Source organism: Shewanella sp. SR44-4 (genome assembly GCF_014163715.1).
In the GTDB taxonomy this organism is placed as follows: domain Bacteria; phylum Pseudomonadota; class Gammaproteobacteria; order Enterobacterales; family Shewanellaceae; genus Shewanella.
On the sequence record NZ_JACJDU010000063.1, the window covers coordinates 1 to 19,442 of the forward strand.

Sequence of the window (19,442 nt, forward strand, 5' to 3'; positions counted from 1 at the left end):
CCTAGGTGCTGTAGCTGTAGGTGGTATTGCTGTTGCTACTGGAGTTCTTGTTAGCGTAGTTGCTGTGTCTGTGAATGATAGTAATTCTGAGAATGGCGCAGGTACTGGTACTGGCACGGGTACAACAACAACGAGCACTGGTACAGGTACTACTACAACTTCAGTTACAAACTAAAGTCGTTAGTAAAATAAAAAAGCACATTTTTAATGTGCTTTTTTATTTTCTATAAATATTATAAAGCTTAAGGAATTGAGCTAGTATGCCTTTTATTTTAAATAGCAAAACTCTATTTATTATCTCTTTGATCACCTTATCTGGTTGCAGTAACACTTCATCCCAAATTGCTGATATGGTTAAAGAAAGTATTATCGGACCGCCTGACTCGGTCATTTCAGCAAGCAAAATTGAAAGTAGTCCATATGCCAGTATCTACGTCAGAGTAAATAAGTCTTCTCAAGCCTATGTATTACTTGCTTTTGCTGAAGCACCACAGACACTCCCTGCTACGCCATTTTCAAAAAAAAATGCTGAATTAAAGTGGGTATCATCTGATGCTGCGATGCTCGTTACTCGCAACGGTCGCTTACTGAAAACAGTTAATTTGTTTGATGGCAACCTTATCGCCCTTAGCAGCGAACAAATCGATCCAATTTCATTAGGACTTCATTTAACCAGCACACCAATGCAATGGCAAAGTACCATTGATTGGCAACCCGGTTACCATTTTAGTTACAAGCAGCAATCAACCTTTACCTTTATTGCTGATGAGACCGTAATCATCAATGAGAGTCCCATGCTATTGAAAAGGTTTGATGAACATGTATTTATTCCCAAATTAGGTATCGAATACAACAACCAGTTTTGGATTGATGCCACTTCTGGAGTGGTCTTTAAAAGCAACCAAAAAATTGCTCCCAATCTCCCTTATATTGATATCACGCTGTTAAAGCCTTATACATTTGAGGATATAAAATGACGCTGTTTATTAGATTACTACCGTTTTTATTAATTTTTCTTGCTCGGAGTGTCAGCGCTGAAACAACAATTACCGTCACACAATCAGCAACAGCAACAAGAACATTAACGCTTGAATATTCACAACCTGTACGATTGGTGCAAGTTGTTGAAGACAGTTTGGCAAACATTAGTAAATTAGTTTCTCAAAATGACATCCAGCCACAACCTATCTATTGGTCATCTGCCGGACTTTATGACCTATCCGCCGCCACGGCAGTAGAAAACCAGCAACAACAAGTTTTACATTTACTGAGTAACCAAGATTCCAATAAAAATAAGCCAAAAAATATTCAAGCAATAAAAGCATTATCAGATTGGATAACGGTTAATGAATTCGCAAAACGTGAAGCAATTATTTTGGACTTTGACTCAGCAAGACTTAAAGAAGAACTAAATCCACTTATTTCAGGACACTATTTATTCTCATTACCAACCAAACCTGGATATGTAATGGTATTAGGTGCAGTAGAGAAAAATGGCAAACAACCGTTTCGAGTCAGGCAAAATGCAACGAAATACCTCGATTGGGCTTTACCAATAGATGATTCAAACAACAGTTTTGCATGGTTAATTCAACCTGATGGAAAAGTTGAACATTACCCAATAGCCTATTGGAATAATCACCATATTGATATTGCGCCGGGGGCAATTATTTACCTTGAATTTCAAGGTGCTCAAGAAAATGAACAAGTATTAAATCAACAAGTGATTGAATTATTAAAATATTGGATACGTTAACCATGAGCAATGTCAAGCAGAATGTTAGTTACCTTTTCGCCATTCCTTTTATGTTTAGCAGTGTACTTGTATCCGAAAAAGCGCTAGGTGATGAGTTATCTAAACAGAAAGTTACTCCTTCACAATATGACTTTGGCGGTGTAGGTCTGATTCAAATGCCTACAGGTAGAATGGCCGCTGAAGGTGAGTTTAGTGTTAACGCCACTTTTAACGAAGATTATTATCACGGTGCATTATCAATCCAACTTTTCCCTTGGTTAGAAACCACTATTCGTTACACTCAAGTTCCTGATGTGCTTTACAGTAATGACCCTGAATTTAGTGGTGATACTTATTACACCGACAAAGGTATCGACGTAAAACTGCGCTTACTAGAAGAAAGCTATTGGGTACCTGAAACGTCTATCGGCGTACGAGATATCGGCGGTACCGGCTTATTCGATAGCGAATATATTGCTATGACCAAAGGATTTGGTCCGTTCGATGCAACTATTGGTATGGGTTGGGGTTATATAGGTAACCGCGGTAATTTAACCAACGCTAACAAATCGTCATCTGTCGATTGCAATCGAAATACCGGCTACAAAGGCAAAGGCGGCAATGTTGACTTTGAACGTTGGTTTAAAGGCTGTAGTGCAGTTTTCGCTGGTATAGAATATCAAACGCCTTGGGATCCTTTACGTATAAAGGTTGAGTACGATGGTAATGATTATAAGTCTGACTTTGCCGCTTTACGTACTGGTAATGAACTTAAACAAAGTAGCCCAATAAACTATGGTTTATTGTATAAAGTGAGTAACTGGGGCGACTTTAAGTTGAGTTATGAACGCGGTAACACCTGGACATTAGGCTTTAGTTTAGCGACTAATTTTAATACCTTAAAATCGAACTGGCGTGACACACCAAAGCAAGCTATTAAAGATAAACCTGATATAGCCGATCGCAAAGTTGATTTACCAGAATTAAATAAACGACTGGCTTATGATGCAGGATACAAAGGCGCCAAGATTTACATCAAAAATGATGAAGTCACCGTAGTAGCAACTCAAACAAAATATCGTGACAGAAAATACGCACACAATCAGGCTGGACGTATTTTAGTGAATCAGTTTCCTAGCGCCAAGACCTTCAAAATTATTGAAAATACTGCACATTTACCTACAACTGAAACAGATATTGATGCTCAGAAATTTAAAGATGCTGTTCAGTATAACTACATTAATGCAAATATTGAAGATAGCACTAAAGTAATCGAACCCACTCTACCTACTGAAAAACCCGATTGGGAAACGCCTGACCAATGGAACTATGGCTTTGCGCCAAAACTAGCTCAATCTTTTGGTGGTTCAGAAAATTTTTACCTCTTTAACTTAGGTATCAACGGATCTGCAGGCCGTTGGTTAACAGACAATTTAGAAGTAAGTAGCTCTATTTATATCAACTTGTTTGATAACTACGACCAATTTAAATATGAAACACCACCAGATGGTACTGACTTAAAACGTGTCAGAACTTTGGTCCGACAATACGTATCAGATAATCCAGTTCGTGTTGATAATCTACAACTAACTTGGTTAGATAAACTCAGTGAAAATATCTATGCCCAAGCGTATGTAGGCTATCTAGAAATGATGTTTGGTGGTGTTGGTGGCGAAGTACTATACAGACCGATGAACAGTGAATGGGCATTTGGGGTAGATGTAAACTACGTGAAACAACGCGACCCAGATAATCTTTTCGGGTTCTTTGATCAAGAAATAAACTTTGATCCTGACTCAGGACGTTTTTACCGTGCCCAAACAGGTACATTCACTGGTCATGCTAGCGTATATTATCAACCAAGCTGGTTCGATGATGTACTACTTAAGGTTAGCTATGGTCAGTACTTAGCAGAAGATCGCGGTGTTACTGTAGATTTTTCTAAGCAATTTGATAGTGGGGTAATTGTGGGTGCATTCGCCTCTAAGACAAACTTGTCTGCTGATCAATTCGGCGAAGGTAGTTTCACCAAAGGATTTTATATCTCGATCCCGTTTGATGCCATATTACCTACGCCAGTAACTAATCGCGGAAATCTTGCTTGGCAGCCATTAACTCGTGATGGTGGCCAAAAGTTAGGACGTAAATTTGAATTATATGGCGGTACTGATGCCCGAGCACCTTGGCTAAATAAGCCTTCTACAACAAAATAAATGCCAATGAGGGGCGATATGAATAACTTCACATCGTCCCCATTAAAATACAAAAAGCAATCACTACCCTTCTTTCACCAGAACTCAGAATAAGAAATGAAGAAAAAATTAAGCATTTTTTCAAATTCAGTATTCCAGAAAAACCTGCATGTGAGTCCAAACCTTGATAACAAAGCAAATTAATTCATCCTCCTCAGAAGTGAATCAATTACTATTAAATGGAACCAACTAGGCTAGCGGTATAAAACACAATTATGGTGGTAAATTATCTAAAGTTCAGATTACTTACCTTGTAAAATCACTATGGTTTATTGCTGTTGAATCTAGGAAGTGATGGCAGATGTTGTTTATGTTTCAACAATTTCAGCTCGAACTTCACTTTTTGCCAAATACGCAATAAATGATGACGTTCAACATGAGTACGTCTACCTTGTCGATTAATATCACTGTCTAAATCGGTTCCAATCACAGGAAAAGGTCTTACAACAAAGCAACGTAATTGTTTTTCGAACCAAAATTGAATATCAATATCAACAGGACGGGCAATAGGGTATGCCGTTGCTAATAATTTTTGTGCTCCAGCAAATGACACGCATTGGCCGCGGGTTGAAGCTGGTAACTTTAAACATGTGGATAAACTAAAGCGCTCATCAAGCACAATCGATTTTACAATACCTTTGGGCTTACGCCCGTGACACAATTTAATGTAATCCCAATCAGCAGAAAGATTATTAATGTGTTGTATCACCGTCATTAACGCAGGATCTAGGATAGAGTCATCCTCAAGAATTAAAGCGTAATCTAACTGTTGTTCAATAATCATTTGCCAACATTGGACATGGCTTAGGTAGCAGCCAATTTCACCCAAATTAAGCTTTTTGTCGTATTTTTGAAGGTTTGTTTGCGGATCATACACTTTCGCAATATCGATATCGTGCAAATCCTTACCGTATACGGCGGAAATACGTTGGTATTCGATACCTAATTGTTTTAGCTGCTCATCCATGAACGTAAATCGTTCAGTACTGTTATCTAAATTAATGAGAAAAACTTTACATTTCATATATTACTAACCCAAACACCCAATTTAATCATGTTCAACTACTGATATTTAACCCTAGAATATTCAGTAATGGCGACATCTGCTGAATAAAATGGTTGATGCTACCGTTAGGTTACTTTTACTAGTGACATTTGATTTAATCCATTGAATAAATTGAAAACAACCCTTAAGAAAACCGTGGTTGTTTTGCGTCCTTGCACTCACATGCATTTCACCATTTTTACAGTGAGAGGTTTGGGAGTATATCATTAATATTCTGGCTTTAGCTTGTTGTCAAAAAATTCATCACAATGGCTAGATTAGTTAACAATAGCAACCGATATTTGTTAACCCTTGATACAATTCCGCATGCAAACGATGAACAAACGGTCTTGAGTTGATATACTCTGTGACAGCTCTTGCGCCAATCATCATGGCCGTTGAGAGAATCGTTAAAAGTCACAATACAATAAGCCCCATCATCTGATGGAATTAAGTTAATATTTTATCTTTCAGACAGTCATATGAAAAAAATCTTAGTCATCAAACACGATAAAATTGGCGATTTTGTACTGACATGGCCAGCACTTTATTTACTCAGAAAAGCAATGCCCGAAGCGACTATTGATGTATTTGTCGCACCGGTTGTTAAGTCCTTTGCTGAAGCCTGTCCATATGTAGACAACACTATTATCGACTCAAAAGATGATACAGACATTGCTGAGCAAATTGCGAAGCAACATTACGATGCTGTAATCATTCTGTTGTCAGAATTTCGAATTTATAAAATTCTTAGCAAAAGCAATATTCCATATAAATTAGTACCTAAACATAATTGGTATCAATATTTATATAAACATCGAGCAAGCAATGAATACTTAAACAGTGAAGGCTGCTGGCGAGGTGCGTGTATGCTGGTAGAGCACTTCTTAACTCACCACGGTTATGCCATCCCTAAACTACCTGATAGATTTTGGGATATGAGTGATCGCAAAGAATATTGGCAACAACACTACCAAAAGTTAACCAACGAAAAGCTAATTTTTATTCATCCAGGTACCGGTGGCTCTTCTGGTTGCGTACCTGTAGAAAAGCTAGTTCAGTTAATGATAAATGTTGATCAACAAACTCAATCAGCATGCCATTTTATTTTAACATTTAACGGAAGTGAACTGGAGCTAGCAAAAGAAATTCAAACGTTACTGGCCAATACCTCAATTAAAATATCGCTGGCTAAGCCGTTAGACCGTTTGATTGATTTTTCCGAATCATTGGTAGCAGCAGACATGTTTATTGCCGGCTCAACAGGGCCTCTGCATATCGCGGGCTTACATAATGTGCCTACTGTTGGATTTTACGCAGGAAGACGCTCAACACCTCATATTAGATGGGGAACATTATCTGAACCAAGCAAACGATTTGCTTATACGCCTCCCGTAGGAAAAAGAACGGGTCGTAATATGGCATTAATCAATTTTGATCAGGTATCGAATGAAATAGCCGACTTTTTGAACAAACAATCTTAGATTGTCGCAGTGTGTTAAATTAGCTCATCGCGAGCAACAATAATGGAAATACGAATATGATAGTTGTGACAGGCGCAGCCGGGTTTATTGGTAGTAATTTAGTAAAACAACTTAATGCCATGGGCCGAAATGACATTATTGCGGTAGACGACTTAACTGACGGCACCCAGATGTTCAATTTAGCCGATTGTGAAATTGCTGATTATCTTGATAAAGATGATTTCATCAAGCAAATCAAAGCGGGCGATTTTGATAACAAACTTGAAGTCATTTTCCATCAAGGCGCTTGCTCATCGACCACCGAGTGGGATGGCAAGTTTATGATGGCCAATAACTACGAGTATTCAAAAACATTATTGCATTACAGCCAAGCTAATAACTGCCAATTTATTTATGCTTCTTCTGCATCTGTCTATGGTGGCAGCGAAAAGTTTATTGAGCAACGCGAACTCGAAAAACCGCTCAATGTCTACGCTTACTCTAAGTTCTTATTTGATCAATATGTAAGACAGCAAAAGCTCACTGGCCAAGTGGCAGGATTACGTTATTTCAACGTCTATGGTCCACGTGAACAACACAAGGGTGGCATGGCCAGTGTGGCGTTCCACTTTAACAACCAAATTAACGCTAATGGTGTGTGTCGTTTGTTTGAAGGTGTTGATGGTTATGAAAATGGTCAGCAACTTCGTGACTTTGTGTTTGTCGAAGATGTGGTTAACGTCAATTTATGGCTATGGCAGAATCCATCAGTATCGGGCATATATAACTGCGGAACAGGCCAAGCGCAAAGCTTTAATGATGTTGCCAATGCTGTGATTGCTTATCATGGTAAAGGGCACGTTGAATACATTCCTTTCCCAGACAAATTGAAAGGCGCTTATCAGAGTTATACCCAAGCAGATTTAACTCAATTAAGAGCGGCTGGTTATCAAGCTGAGTTTAAAACAGTTGAGCAAGCTGTACCTGAATATTTAGATTGGCTTAAAACCCAACATTTTATTGGTCAATAACGGTTTATAGCTCTTACGAAGCGAAAACTAGCTTAACAGCAACATGCTATGGCGTTTTTTATCCATAGCATGTTCCTGTTTCATAGAAATGATGAACTCACTATCTAATTTCTTTAACGATCTCAATTAACATTGTTGTTGAAATCGCAGGGGTTCTTGGTAAATACACTACTTTACATAGATGAGATAGATGATCAAAACGTCCCTCCCAATCATCCCCCATCACTAAATAATCAGCTTGATACTTTTGAATGTACTCTGCTTTAAGCTCTAATGACTCTTCAAGAAAAACTTGATCTACACAGGATAGAGCCGCGACAATTCTCATTCGATCGATTTCATCGCAAATAGGGTTTCGTTGTTTTTTACTAAAATTAAGAGCATCAGATGACACCCCAACAACCAACTTACCGCCTAACTCTTTCGCTCTTTCTAAAATATTTAAATGACCAATATGAAACATGTCAAAAGTACCGAATGTAATAATGTTCATCTAAATCCTTATTCTAATAAATAGTCAGTAATTCGTTGGCTACAAAGGCCATCAACAACACCCACTAGCTCTGCCGTATATTGCGTCCGTTGAGGCGCAAACAACTCTGGATGTGCTATCTGTTGATCAACAACTTGCTTTAATTCTTTATATGTTCTGGCGTGCGCAGCAATGTCTGCGTAGCGGTATAAATCTTGATCGACACGATTCTTAAACCTGAATTTAAAAATCCCACGATAAGACCAACGTAAGTGATAAAAATCACACCATACAACAGGTTTATTTAATGCAGCAAATTCAAATAAGGCAGATGAAGCATCGCTAATTAATACATCGGCAGAGACCATAAAAGGTAATAAATTTGCTTCTTCAGCAGGCGCTAAATAAACATTGTCGAAACTAGCCCAGTGAGTTAGCAGCGCTTTTTGTTTTTTATAATTTGATTTACTCAATGAAAAATAATGTGGTTTGAGCAATATATTATATTCAGAAAATTGAGATGGCCAATTTTTAGCCATTTCTTCAATGCTGCTTGGGTAAAATGTAGGCGCATATAACAAGGTTTTTTTATTAGTATCTAATCCTAAAGAAGCTAAGTCTAAACCCTGTTCATCTCCTTGGATAATTGGATCTAGCTTGGCATAACCAGTATCAATGAACACTTTTTCAGGAAACATCTCCTGTAATCGCTTTAAACGATATTGGCCTTCCACAAAGCGAACTTCAATATCGCCTTTTGAAACAGTATAATATACCGACTTTGGCCCGACACCATGCTGCATCAAAGCAGTCTGACTGATCCCTTTTAATCGTGACGCTGAAGCAAATGCATTACCGAACACAACCCATTGAGGCTTGTTCAACAAATAAAATTCAAGCGCTTCTGATTCATCATTAACCCAGACAACATTTAGCTGATGCTTACTTACAAGCGCTTCCAATACCGACTGCTGATCAACACTCTTGTAGATAACATATGTCACAGGAACCGAACGCTTCTGTAGCTCTGCAGCGACAGGAAAGTATTGTGGTAAATAATAGGGATGTAAAACATCAAAACAAATCATCGCAAGTCAATTCCTATTAATAATTCCGCATCAGAATTTGCAAAGAGCACTAGTATAAATGATAACACGCCTCAATTTACATCTAATCCTCTCAACCGACCAATCTGATATCAAATGAAATCAATACATCTATTCGCTTTTCTCAAGGTATTGATTCAAAAAGCCCTCTTTTCAAGGTATTATTTCAAGTATAACTATCAACAAAGCTGTCTATTCATATGCCAATAGTGTCTACAAAGCAATTGCAAACATGTCAACGCTTACTGTTTATTTCGCCAGTAGCGTTAGGTGACTTTCTTTACTTAAAAACCTTTCTTATCGCTTTAAAAAAGCAATATGCTCATATTGAAATCGACATATGGTTAGATGATATTCGTTGTAATAGTGATAGCTGGCGCTTATCTAGAAGCAAAATTTTGCAACAATGGATGGATACAGAGGGTGCCTTTAAGCTCACTTACGGCTGCACTGATTCAAAATTAGCAATGCAAAGCCATGTGGAGCAAGCCAAGCTGCGTAAGTATGACATTATTTTTTGTCATTCTGTCAGTAAAAGTCGACAATATTCACAAATCGCTCGCAGCATAAACGACAAAGCGTTTATCGTGTCGAGCATCCCTAAAAGTGCTTCATTTGGATGGTTAAACAAGATATTTTTTCGCCATTCAGACCATACTTTTATCTTAGATGAGAGTAACTTACCTAAGTCGCACCACATTACTGACAGATACAATATGATATTTAGTGAAGTTTTGGGACTTACCTTAACTTCCGAGCAATTAATGCCGACGTTAAAGACCCCAGACGCAATTGAACCCATTACTCAGTCGTGGTTAAACTCCAAATTTAGTGACCCAGAAAAACAAGGGAAACTCATATTTTTAAATCATTTATCAACCAATGAGAAAAAAGATTGGAAATTATCACAATTATTCTCCCTCATTGAAAAAATATCGGCAATTGATTCTAGCCAACGTTTCATTATTAATGTCACTCAAGAAAACTTTGACTCTGTTAGTATTGAAACTGAAAAATTTACGGCTCGAACAAATACGCAAACGGCTGTTTTCACCGTTAACGAACATTTTTTTGAACTACCATCACTCATTGCACACTCCGATTTTGTGATAACAGTCGATACGGCAATATTGCACTTTGCTTTTGCTGCTCAACGTCCTTTATTAGCAATGATGCGTGAGAAAAAGCCTTATTGGGCACCACCAGAAAGTGAGGTATCGCATGTCATGTATGCAACAGAAGGTAGAGGCCACATTGAAGACATCAGCGTTGACCGAGTATTCCAACAATATAAAAAAATGAACTCTCTCGGTTAAAGACTTAACACCCAATACATAAATATACGCAAGGTGAACGGATGAAGAAGGCTATTTTTACACTCGCTATTGGCGATAACCCAATGTATCGCGCTGCCATTGCCAGCTTTAAAGCTTATGGTAAAAGAATTGGGGCTGATGTCATCGTTTCAGATCAACTGCATTATAAAATTCATGTCAGTAACCCTAAATTTGACTCCAGCCCGGCATGGTCTGAAAAGCTATATATTTCAGAGATACTCAAAGAATATGATCGAGTACTGTATCTAGACGCAGATATTATCGTGACACCATGGGCACGAGATATATTTGAACTATATTCTGACCTTGATACGGTTTATATGTTCAACGAAGGGGCTCATCGCGATCGCGGTGACCAAGCGGTGCAAATTAATAATATCTTAGGCGAGGTCGACTGGCCAAAAGAAGACAATAAAATAGTTTATTACAACTCTGGGATGTTTTTGCTATCTAAAGAAACCGGACTATTTGATAAAGCCAATATTGAAGAAATGCAGGCCATTTGTAACAACGTTAAATTTTACGACCAAACCTATATTAACTATCTCATCAGGAGAGATAATATAAAAAGCATAGGTGTGGAAGCTAACTTTAATCGTATGCAGCTTTTAGGACATGATGATTATCAAAAAGCAGATTTCATTCATTATTCAGGTAGAGGTTACCGCCAAGATATCCCGATGAGAGAATTGAAATACATCATCGATTTCTGCGATATGTTCAACGATACATTAACAAATGAACAAATTCTTGAGTATAAAAAACAAGCTTGGAATTGGTACATACTCAAACAACATCGAAAAACAAAGTTACCTGTAGCACTTTTGAGTGCGATATTTGGTTTATTCCGTGGCAAGTATAAATATTAAATCCTAATTCAGATAATGACAGCTCGCTTCAAGGCGAGCTTTTTACTGCTTAATGAATTGATCAAACTGAGCCTTTACCTGATCAACTTCTATCATCACCATTAAATGCTCACCTTTAGCACGCGTGCCCCACTTAACAGGAGCATCAAATTGCTTGGCTATCACTTGTGGGTAAACACTTACGGTGTATTGACGATAAAGGTAAGGTCCTGTTCGTCCAGGGTTTGAGTGAGCATATAGACCAATCACTGGCGTACCTTGAGTAACAGCCATATGCAAGGGGCCTGTATCGGGTGCTAGCACTAGATTGGCTTGTTTTAATACTGCAAGCAGCTGAGTCAAAGATGTCTTGCCTACTTGGTTGTCCAATGGCTGTTGGCTATGCGATTGAATCACATCCGCTAGATTTTTTTCTAACGCTGTTGGGCCGCCGCACAACATCACTCTAAATCCCTGCGTAATAGCATAATCAGCAACGGCAGCGTAACGCTCTGGCAGCCAGTTGCGTTCGGCCTTACTGGCTGCTGCGCAAATCACCATGACTTTATCATCGCCCACCAGTTGTTTGGCAAAGTCGGTGTCGGCTTGTGGTACAGGAATATTCCAGCGTGGCGTTAAGTCTTCTACACCAATGGCTTTAGCAAAGCCCATAAAACCATCTAATACATGCGGTGTGGCCAAGGGGTCAACCGCATGATTGGTCACCAACCACTGGCCTTCTTTGGCTCTGGCCTTATCAAATCCGACCCGAATTCGCGCCTTGATCATTAATGAGGCTATGGTGGCACGAAGTGCAACTTGCATATGTAGCAGCACATCAAAACGTTGGCCTTGTAAATCACGACGTAACTGAACATAGCTACGCCAGCCCTTGGACTTGTCGAAAATAACAAACTGGATCCCAGGCAAATGCTTAAGTAATTGATATTCAACCTTACCAATAATCCACGTAATACTCAGGTCTGGATACTGTTTTTGAATAGCCTGCACCATTGCTACTGCGTGGCAAACATCACCAATGGCAGACAAACGCAGTAAACATAATGAACGTATCGCACTAAAGTCAGCTTTCATTGATTATCCAATATGCTTGAGTGAAGAATTAAGGCGGTGAAGGCAAGTTAGTGATCTTAAGGTATAATGTTATTTCGATCCACAATCTAACCAATGCTATTGATAATTAGATGCAAATAAAAAACACCCAACTTGGCCATATTGCATGGTGTGAAACCACTGCCCAACACTTAGCACCGCAAGACTTCGCGGTTGATGGTTGGCGAGAAAAAAATGCAGTGGTGGGTCAGTCCAAAGGCCGTTACACCACATGGTTTGTCAAAACCGAAAACTCGGACAGCCCGCAAACATGGGTGTTACGCCATTATTGGCGCGGTGGAATGATGGAAAAATTCAGCCGTGATGCCTACTTCTATACCGGCCTACAACGAACCCGTGCTGTGGCAGAGTTAGCGATTCTTGAAGTTTTGTATCAAGAAGGATTTGCGGTTCCACGCCCTATTGCGGCGAATGTTGAACGTTTTGGTTTATGGTATCGAGCCGATATAATTATTGAACATGTTGCTGGTGCAAATGATTTAGTGGCTTACTTAAGCCATAACCCAATGACAGAATCGCAATGGTATTTACTAGGCGAAACCATTGCCAAATTTCATCAACGTGGGGTATATCACGCCGATTTAAATGCCAAAAACATCTTACTTGCACACGGAAAATTCTATTTAATTGACTTTGATAGAGGTGAATTACGCACACCACAGCCTACATGGCAACAGGCCAATTTAGACCGCTTGCTACGTTCTTTTAACAAAGAGCACGCTAAACTGACTACGCTGCAATTTAGTCAACAGCATTGGCATCAATTACTTGCCGGTTATCAAAGAATCAACCCAATCTAAAGCTAACTCTGGTATGGGGTGGTGATAAAAACAGACGCTAATGAGCGTCTATTTTTATACGTTTATGTTCAAATGACTGACAGAAAAATGTTACACGATGAGCTCGTTAATGAGGGTAAACTGCTTTAAAAGCGCGCCCCGATTTTGCTCAACGACTGCTAATCCAGCAAAGGACGCTGATTGATACATATGGCTATTGGTAAACTTATTTTGTAATTCTTGCGCCAATTCATCTGCAGAGTTAATACAGATTAATGCACCAGCATCGGCAAGTAACTGGGTGATTTCAGCAAAATCCCAATGGTTGGGGCCGACATATACAGGTAGCCCCATGGCAGCAGGTTCAAGCGGGTTATGACCACCATTATTAATCAGTGTCCCGCCAACAAATGCCTGATCCGCTGTACCATATAGCATCACTAGCTCCCCCATAGTGTCACCAAGTAACACTTGAGTCTGGCTGTTAACTTCATCATTCATACTGCGTCTCGCTAACGTCAATCCAGATTGGGTAATGGTAATAGCCGCTAAATTAAATTGCTCAGGATGTCGGGGCGCCATAATCAATAATGCATTAGGGAAACAAGCTAGTAGCTGTTTATGGGCGCTCAAAATGGCCTCAAACTCGCCGGGGTGAACACTCCCTGCAACCCAAATAGGTGAATTAACCCGATCCCATTGGGCACGAAGCGTGTTGGCTTGCTGTTTTTTGATGGGATCAATAGTGAGATCAAACTTCAAACTGCCACACACATGTATGCGCTGACGAGTCACTCCTAGGGTAATAAACCGTTCGGCTTCAGCTTTAGTTTGTACGGTAATCAAGTTGAGTTTGTTTAACATAGGCACAGCCAAACGACGCTTTTTAGTGTATTTATCAGCGGACTTTTGCGATAAGCGTGCATTGGCTAAAATCAGAGTCACTTGTTGCTGCTCTGCAAAGTGGACCAAGTTTGGCCACAGTTCAGTCTCCATGATAATGCACACTTTGGGTTGCAGTTGGCGTAAAAATCGTTTAATTGCATATGAAAAATCAAACGGTAAATAGCAATGCTGGACTGTATCGCCAAATGCTTTAGTCACTTCAGCAGACCCTGTTGGGCTGGTTGTAGTAACGGTAAAAGCATAATCTGGGTGCACAGTCATCAGCTGCTTAATCAACGGAATCGCCGCTAACGTTTCTCCCATCGACACACTGTGGATCAACACATCCGTTTTGGTTAACTTAGCAAAACCAAAACGTTCAGACCAACGGCTACGATAGTCGACACTTTTTATGGCACGAAATGCTAAATAAAGAATCACCAGCGGAAACAACAAATATAGGAACAAAGAATAAACAATACGGTTCATGTAAGATGGGTCATCGATTTTTGCTTGTCAGATAAGCACAATGTTAACATACTCATATTAAGTCGGCTTAACGAATTATTTGAGCGACAATAAGTCAATAATGAATATGGAAATCACATGAAAACCCGCGATAAAATCATTTTTGCCAGCTTAGAACTATTCAATGAACACGGTGAACGTAGTATTACCACTAACCATATTGCAGCCCATTTAGGCATTAGTCCGGGCAATTTGTACTACCACTTTCGCAATAAGGAAGACATCATTAATTCAATTTTCAGTCTATATGAAAGTCATTTAGAGTCAGGCTTTAAGCCTTATGATGATGTGCCTATTACGATTGAATTATTAATGGGTTATTTTGATGCCATGTTCTATACCTTATGGCAGTTTAGGTTTATGTATGCCAACTTAGCCGATATTTTAAGCCGTGATGATGCGCTAAAGAAACGCTACTTACATGCTCAACAACAAGTACTGACTCGCTCAAGTGATGTACTGCGCAAACTCAAAAAAGACGGTTTCCTAGACGTCGATGATAATAAAGTAACCGCGCTTGCCGACACCATTAAAATGATGGTCAGTTTCTGGATTAGCTACCAATTAACTCAATCGAGTACATCAACCATCACTAAAGCCACGCTATACGATGGACTATTAAGAGTCTTGATGATTTTTCAGGCTTACTCTACTCCCACTTCAAGCGCAACATTTTGTCGTTTAGAGCAACACTACTTAGACATAGCCAGCCAAGAACGCCATAGCGTCGCGCAAACATAAGCTAAGTATTTCGTTTACCTCGCATCGATTACAGAATTTCCAATCCGCCAATAACCAACTACAATTGAATCAGTTATTAGCGGATTAACTTAGGGTTATCACCCGCCTTTCATATCCAGTCACCAACCATGTTAATGATTAGTTTTTTTAATGTGAATAAGTCGATACCCCTAATCTAACTCATGTTGGTCTGACGACTAAAAAAAACGCTGTAGAGCGGCAAAAATAAAGGTTAGAATGCCAATAACTCCAAAACACCCTGTCATTTATCGCGGTGTTTTACTGCGTGATTTGGATAAGCATAATAACCATATTTAGGAGAACACAGGTGGCATCTACCTCTTTTTACGACCGAATTAATCAGCAAATTGTCGATGTAAAAGCCGATGGTTTATACAAAAGTGAGCGCGTCATTGCTTCCGCTCAGCAAACAGCTATTCAAGTTAACAGTGAAGAAGTGATTAACTTCTGCGCCAATAACTATTTAGGTTTAGCCAATCATCCTGAACTTATCAAAGCCGCAAAAGCCGGTTTAGACAGTCACGGTTTTGGTATGGCATCGGTACGATTCATTTGTGGTACTCAAGACATTCATAAGCAATTAGAAGCTAGCCTAAGTGCTTTTTTAGGTATGGAAGACACCATTTTGTACTCGTCTTGCTTCGACGCTAATGCGGGTCTTTTTGAAACCTTATTAGATGCCGAGGACGCTATTGTGTCCGACGCGCTAAACCATGCTTCAATTATTGATGGTGTGCGTTTATGTAAAGCTAAGCGTTTCCGTTATGCCAACAATGACATGGCCGACTTAGAAACTCAGCTCATTGCAGCTCAAGCTGCTGGTGCACGCAACATTTTGATCGCCACTGACGGTGTGTTCTCAATGGACGGCGTAATCGCTAACCTTCAAGGTGTGTGTGATCTCGCAGATAAGTACGGCGCATTGGTGATGGTCGATGACTCTCATGCAGTAGGCTTTATCGGTCAAAATGGTCGTGGAACCCACGAATATTGTGACGTGATGGACAGAGTCGATATCATTACCGGTACCTTAGGTAAAGCATTAGGCGGCGCATCGGGTGGTTTTACTGCAGCGAAAAAAGAAGTCGTTGAGTGGTTACGTCAACGCTCTCGCCCTTACCTATTTTCAAACTCATTAGCGCCTTCTATTGTTAGTGCGTCTATCCGGGTGCTTGAAATGCTAAAAACAGGTCAAGACTTGCGTGAAGCAGTATGGGAAAACAGTCGTTATTTCCGTGAGCAAATGTCTGCGGTTGGGTTCACCTTAGGTGGTGCAGACCATGCCATTATTCCAGTCATGATTGGCGATGCTAAATTGGCCGGCGACTTTGCTAACCGTTTATTACAAGAGCATATTTACGTAGTTGGCTTTTCATTCCCAGTGGTACCAAAAGGCCAAGCACGTATTCGTACCCAAATGTCTGCTGCGCACACTCGCGAGCAACTTGATCATGCTATCGGTGCCTTTACCCGTATTGGTAAAGATATGGGCATTATCTAAGCTAACTTGACTAATAAAAGCATAGGTTAATAGAAGCATAGATTAATAACAGCATCGCGTAACAGTGGTTAACGATAGCTCAGACTAAAAATAGGTCATCAACATGAAAGCATTAAGTAAGTTAAAGCCTGAAGAAGGCATCTGGATGGTCGATGCACCAAAACCAGAAATGGGTCACAACGACCTGCTAATTAAAATTCGTAAAACAGCGATTTGTGGTACTGACGTACATATCTACAACTGGGATGAATGGTCACAAAAAACCATTCCAGTTCCGATGATTGCCGGCCATGAATATGTCGGCGAAGTGGTCGATGTTGGCCAGGAAGTACGTGGGTTTAGTATTGGCGATCGTGTATCTGGAGAAGGTCACATCACTTGTGGTTATTGTCGTAACTGTCGTGCTGGTCGTACCCACTTATGCCGTAATACTTCAGGCGTTGGTGTGAATCGTGATGGTGCGTTTGCCGAATATTTAGTGTTACCAGCGTTTAACGCCTTCAAAATTCCTGCGGATATTCCAGATGATTTAGCGGCTATATTCGATCCATTCGGTAATGCGGTACATACTGCATTATCGTTTGATTTAGTCGGCGAAGATGTGTTGATTACCGGTGCGGGTCCTATTGGTATTATGGCTGCAGCGGTTTGTAAACACGTCGGCGCTCGTCATGTTGTGATTACTGATGTAAATGAATACCGACTTGATCTTGCCCGAAAAATGGGTGCGACTCGCGCGGTTAACGTCGCAACAGAAAACCTTAAAGATGTTATGAAAGAACTTGGCATGACAGAAGGCTTCGACGTCGGTTTAGAAATGTCAGGCGTACCATCGGCATTCCACGCGATGTTAGACACCATGAACCACGGCGGTAAAATTGCCATGCTAGGTATTCCTGGCGGCGAGATGGCCATCGACTGGAGCAAAATCATTTTTAAAGGTTTGATCATCAAAGGCATTTATGGCCGTGAAATGTTCGAAACTTGGTACAAAATGGCAAGCTTAATCCAATCAGGCTTAGACTTGTCACCTATCATTACTCATCACTTTAGTATTGATGATTTCCAGAAAGGCTTCGATGCAATGCGCTCAGGCCAGTCAGGTAAAGTTATATTGAACTGGGATTAAGCTTTACTGTCTCAGTATTGTGGCTTAATGAGTCAGTACACCAACAAGGGGTTGTATTAATACAACCCCTTGTTGCAAACTGACGCTAAGCACATCGCTATTTGTATATTTTTATAGGTAATATCATGTCTGGTTTTAAACATTTGTCTATTAATGAGCTTATCCATATGTCGACTGAATCTAACGACATACAAGTTGTTGATATTCGCGACGCAGCGAGTTTTGCCGCTGGCCATATTGAAGGTGCGACCCATTTAAGCAACGAAAACCTAGCTGACTTCATTGGCGGTGCTGATATGGACAAGCCGGTAGTCGTTGTCTGCTACCATGGAATGAGCAGCCAAAGCGCAGCCAGTTATTTAAACGAACAAGGTTTTGACGACATCTACAGTTTAGATGGTGGTTATAGTGCCTGGAGCTTGGCTCACGCATGATAGAAATCGGCCAACTACCTAATGCACGTGCAGCACAAGCATTTATTGACCACCTCAAAGGGTTAAATATTCAATGCCATGCAGTGACTCATTCTCAGGGTGTTGGCCTAATAATCACTAACCCCGCCGACGAAAACCAAGCTCACGCCGAGTTAATTGAGTTTGCTAAAAATCCATACGATAGTAAATACTTGCAAGCCTCTTGGGACAACGGTGCAACAGATACTAAATTTGACTATGGCCCAGGAACTAAAGGCTTAATTCAACAGTTTATGACAGGCGCAGGCCCACTGACATTAGTGTGCTTTTTTGCTTGTGTTGCCATTTTCGCGGGCATGAACCTTGGTTTTGCCGATGCCATCTTCACTAAGTTATCTTTTTTTAGCGCTGTTGCGGACAGTGATGTAAACCAAGTGTGGCGCGTATTCACCCCAAGTTTAATGCACTTTTCTGCTATGCATATTATCTTTAATTTGCTGTGGTGGTGGTACTTAGGCGGTAAAATTGAAACCAATTTGGGTACTCGACCGTTACTGTTTTTATTAGTTGTCGCGGGCACTTTGCCTAATATTGTGCAGTTTTACATGACAGGGCCTAATTTTGGTGGCTTGTCTGGCGTCGTATACGCTGTGGTAGGTTACACTTGGCTAATGGGTATTCGTAAACCTAGCTGCGGTATTAGTTTGCCGCAATCTTATATGGGATTTATGCTCATTTGGTTGGTTCTCGGCTTTACTGATGTGTTGGGCATGCCAATTGCGAATGGCGCCCACATTGCAGGGCTCTGTGTTGGGTTAGCCCAAGCATTATTTGATAGTAGAACCTCACCTACCACTAAAACCAGCTAACTATAAATAAAAATGCCACTTTAGGTGGCTAATGCTATTCGGATAAGCATTACTGTTTATATTTAAGTGGATAACGGCTAGGTATATAGAGCACTGAGCGTGGATACGTTCGGTGCTTTCTTTTATCTGGAAGGATAAAGTGTTTTATATCGG

General features: G+C 40.1%; 18 protein-coding genes. 13 read left to right on the forward strand and 5 right to left on the reverse strand.

Annotation, left to right across the window (positions count from 1 at the left end; translation table 11 throughout):
• The first annotated feature begins 260 nt into the window (after window positions 1-260).
• Genes H5125_RS19875 through H5125_RS19885 form a run of 3 tightly spaced genes read left to right on the forward strand, consistent with a single transcriptional unit; the run spans window position 261 to window position 3,948 of the window.
• Entirely contained in the window at window positions 261-977 is a 717-nt protein-coding gene (locus H5125_RS19875) for a YjbF family lipoprotein (RefSeq protein ID WP_182745104.1), read from the forward strand.
• Window positions 974-1,756 (forward strand): capsule biosynthesis GfcC family protein, encoded by a 783-nt coding sequence (locus H5125_RS19880; protein WP_101088599.1) that lies wholly within the window; start codon window positions 974-976, stop codon window positions 1,754-1,756. Before H5125_RS19875 ends, H5125_RS19880 begins: the two co-directional genes overlap by 4 nt.
• A gap of 2 nt (window positions 1,757-1,758) precedes the next feature.
• A complete protein-coding gene (locus H5125_RS19885; protein ID WP_182745105.1) occupies window positions 1,759-3,948 on the forward strand; it encodes a YjbH domain-containing protein in 2,190 nt (729 codons plus the stop codon).
• A gap of 301 nt (window positions 3,949-4,249) precedes the next feature.
• On the opposite strand, the gene H5125_RS19890 is transcribed toward H5125_RS19885, so the two are convergent.
• Window positions 4,250-5,011 (reverse strand): glycosyltransferase family 25 protein, encoded by a 762-nt coding sequence (locus H5125_RS19890; RefSeq protein WP_162024158.1) that lies wholly within the window; start codon window positions 5,009-5,011, stop codon window positions 4,250-4,252.
• A gap of 503 nt (window positions 5,012-5,514) precedes the next feature.
• Here H5125_RS19890 and H5125_RS19895 point away from each other — a divergent pair.
• On the forward strand, window positions 5,515-6,516 hold the full coding sequence (locus tag H5125_RS19895) for a glycosyltransferase family 9 protein (RefSeq protein WP_182745106.1): 1,002 nt from the start codon (window positions 5,515-5,517) through the stop codon (window positions 6,514-6,516).
• Between the two features lie 56 nt (window positions 6,517-6,572).
• Complete coding sequence (rfaD, locus tag H5125_RS19900; RefSeq protein ID WP_182745107.1) at window positions 6,573-7,526, forward strand: ADP-glyceromanno-heptose 6-epimerase; 954 nt, start codon at window positions 6,573-6,575, stop codon at window positions 7,524-7,526.
• A 100-nt stretch (window positions 7,527-7,626) separates the two neighbouring features.
• Here rfaD and H5125_RS19905 read toward each other — a convergent pair whose 3' ends face one another.
• Entirely contained in the window at window positions 7,627-8,019 is a 393-nt protein-coding gene (locus tag H5125_RS19905; RefSeq protein WP_011639339.1) for an adenylyltransferase/cytidyltransferase family protein, read from the reverse strand.
• Window positions 8,020-8,027: 8 nt separating this feature from the next.
• Window positions 8,028-9,086 (reverse strand): CDP-glycerol glycerophosphotransferase family protein, encoded by a 1,059-nt coding sequence (locus H5125_RS19910; RefSeq protein WP_162024161.1) that lies wholly within the window; start codon window positions 9,084-9,086, stop codon window positions 8,028-8,030.
• 218 nt (window positions 9,087-9,304) lie between these two features.
• Here H5125_RS19910 and H5125_RS19915 point away from each other — a divergent pair, with 218 nt between their 5' ends.
• The gene (locus H5125_RS19915; RefSeq protein ID WP_182745108.1) at window positions 9,305-10,420 is read left to right on the forward strand and encodes a glycosyltransferase family 9 protein; all 1,116 of its coding nucleotides are present in this window, start codon (window positions 9,305-9,307) and stop codon (window positions 10,418-10,420) included.
• Window positions 10,421-10,461: 41 nt separating this feature from the next.
• The gene (locus H5125_RS19920; RefSeq protein ID WP_182745109.1) at window positions 10,462-11,310 is read left to right on the forward strand and encodes a glycosyltransferase; all 849 of its coding nucleotides are present in this window, start codon (window positions 10,462-10,464) and stop codon (window positions 11,308-11,310) included.
• A gap of 42 nt (window positions 11,311-11,352) precedes the next feature.
• Here the strand turns inward: H5125_RS19920 and H5125_RS19925 are convergent, their stop codons facing one another.
• Window positions 11,353-12,384 (reverse strand): glycosyltransferase family 9 protein, encoded by a 1,032-nt coding sequence (locus H5125_RS19925; protein ID WP_182745111.1) that lies wholly within the window; start codon window positions 12,382-12,384, stop codon window positions 11,353-11,355.
• A 110-nt stretch (window positions 12,385-12,494) separates the two neighbouring features.
• On the opposite strand from H5125_RS19925, the gene H5125_RS19930 reads away from it, so the two are divergent.
• Complete coding sequence (locus tag H5125_RS19930; RefSeq protein WP_182745112.1) at window positions 12,495-13,223, forward strand: 3-deoxy-D-manno-octulosonic acid kinase; 729 nt, start codon at window positions 12,495-12,497, stop codon at window positions 13,221-13,223.
• A 90-nt stretch (window positions 13,224-13,313) separates the two neighbouring features.
• On the opposite strand, the gene waaA is transcribed toward H5125_RS19930, so the two are convergent.
• Window positions 13,314-14,576: a lipid IV(A) 3-deoxy-D-manno-octulosonic acid transferase gene (gene waaA / locus H5125_RS19935; protein ID WP_182745114.1), complete on the reverse strand. Its 1,263-nt coding sequence runs from the start codon at window positions 14,574-14,576 to the stop codon at window positions 13,314-13,316.
• A gap of 117 nt (window positions 14,577-14,693) precedes the next feature.
• On the opposite strand from waaA, the gene H5125_RS19940 reads away from it, so the two are divergent.
• The 5 genes from H5125_RS19940 (at window position 14,694) to glpG (ending at window position 19,289) form a co-directional block, all read left to right on the forward strand.
• Window positions 14,694-15,356 (forward strand): TetR/AcrR family transcriptional regulator, encoded by a 663-nt coding sequence (locus H5125_RS19940; RefSeq protein WP_059747035.1) that lies wholly within the window; start codon window positions 14,694-14,696, stop codon window positions 15,354-15,356.
• Between the two features lie 328 nt (window positions 15,357-15,684).
• A complete protein-coding gene (locus H5125_RS19945; RefSeq protein WP_182745116.1) occupies window positions 15,685-16,878 on the forward strand; it encodes a glycine C-acetyltransferase in 1,194 nt (397 codons plus the stop codon).
• Window positions 16,879-16,981: 103 nt separating this feature from the next.
• Entirely contained in the window at window positions 16,982-18,007 is a 1,026-nt protein-coding gene (tdh, locus tag H5125_RS19950; protein ID WP_101088609.1) for an L-threonine 3-dehydrogenase, read from the forward strand.
• Between the two features lie 125 nt (window positions 18,008-18,132).
• Window positions 18,133-18,441 (forward strand): thiosulfate sulfurtransferase GlpE, encoded by a 309-nt coding sequence (gene glpE, locus H5125_RS19955; RefSeq protein WP_101088610.1) that lies wholly within the window; start codon window positions 18,133-18,135, stop codon window positions 18,439-18,441.
• Window positions 18,438-19,289, forward strand: coding sequence for a rhomboid family intramembrane serine protease GlpG (glpG, locus tag H5125_RS19960; protein WP_182745118.1), 852 nt, complete (start codon window positions 18,438-18,440; stop codon window positions 19,287-19,289). The genes glpE and glpG overlap by 4 nt, the downstream gene beginning before the upstream one ends.
• The last annotated feature ends 153 nt before the right edge of the window (window positions 19,290-19,442 follow it).

Coding starts and splice junctions, on each gene's coding strand:
- H5125_RS19875 (WP_182745104.1), top strand. CDS start 261: ATGCCTTTTATTTTAAATAGCAAAACTCTATTTATTATCTCTTTGATC.
- H5125_RS19880 (WP_101088599.1), top strand. CDS start 974: ATGACGCTGTTTATTAGATTACTACCGTTTTTATTAATTTTTCTTGCT.
- H5125_RS19885 (WP_182745105.1), top strand. CDS start 1,759: ATGAGCAATGTCAAGCAGAATGTTAGTTACCTTTTCGCCATTCCTTTT.
- H5125_RS19890 (WP_162024158.1), bottom strand. CDS start 5,011: ATGAAATGTAAAGTTTTTCTCATTAATTTAGATAACAGTACTGAACGA.
- H5125_RS19895 (WP_182745106.1), top strand. CDS start 5,515: ATGAAAAAAATCTTAGTCATCAAACACGATAAAATTGGCGATTTTGTA.
- rfaD (WP_182745107.1), top strand. CDS start 6,573: ATGATAGTTGTGACAGGCGCAGCCGGGTTTATTGGTAGTAATTTAGTA.
- H5125_RS19905 (WP_011639339.1), bottom strand. CDS start 8,019: ATGAACATTATTACATTCGGTACTTTTGACATGTTTCATATTGGTCAT.
- H5125_RS19910 (WP_162024161.1), bottom strand. CDS start 9,086: ATGATTTGTTTTGATGTTTTACATCCCTATTATTTACCACAATACTTT.
- H5125_RS19915 (WP_182745108.1), top strand. CDS start 9,305: ATGCCAATAGTGTCTACAAAGCAATTGCAAACATGTCAACGCTTACTG.
- H5125_RS19920 (WP_182745109.1), top strand. CDS start 10,462: ATGAAGAAGGCTATTTTTACACTCGCTATTGGCGATAACCCAATGTAT.
- H5125_RS19925 (WP_182745111.1), bottom strand. CDS start 12,384: ATGAAAGCTGACTTTAGTGCGATACGTTCATTATGTTTACTGCGTTTG.
- H5125_RS19930 (WP_182745112.1), top strand. CDS start 12,495: ATGCAAATAAAAAACACCCAACTTGGCCATATTGCATGGTGTGAAACC.
- waaA (WP_182745114.1), bottom strand. CDS start 14,576: ATGAACCGTATTGTTTATTCTTTGTTCCTATATTTGTTGTTTCCGCTG.
- H5125_RS19940 (WP_059747035.1), top strand. CDS start 14,694: ATGAAAACCCGCGATAAAATCATTTTTGCCAGCTTAGAACTATTCAAT.
- tdh (WP_101088609.1), top strand. CDS start 16,982: ATGAAAGCATTAAGTAAGTTAAAGCCTGAAGAAGGCATCTGGATGGTC.
- glpE (WP_101088610.1), top strand. CDS start 18,133: ATGTCTGGTTTTAAACATTTGTCTATTAATGAGCTTATCCATATGTCG.
- glpG (WP_182745118.1), top strand. CDS start 18,438: ATGATAGAAATCGGCCAACTACCTAATGCACGTGCAGCACAAGCATTT.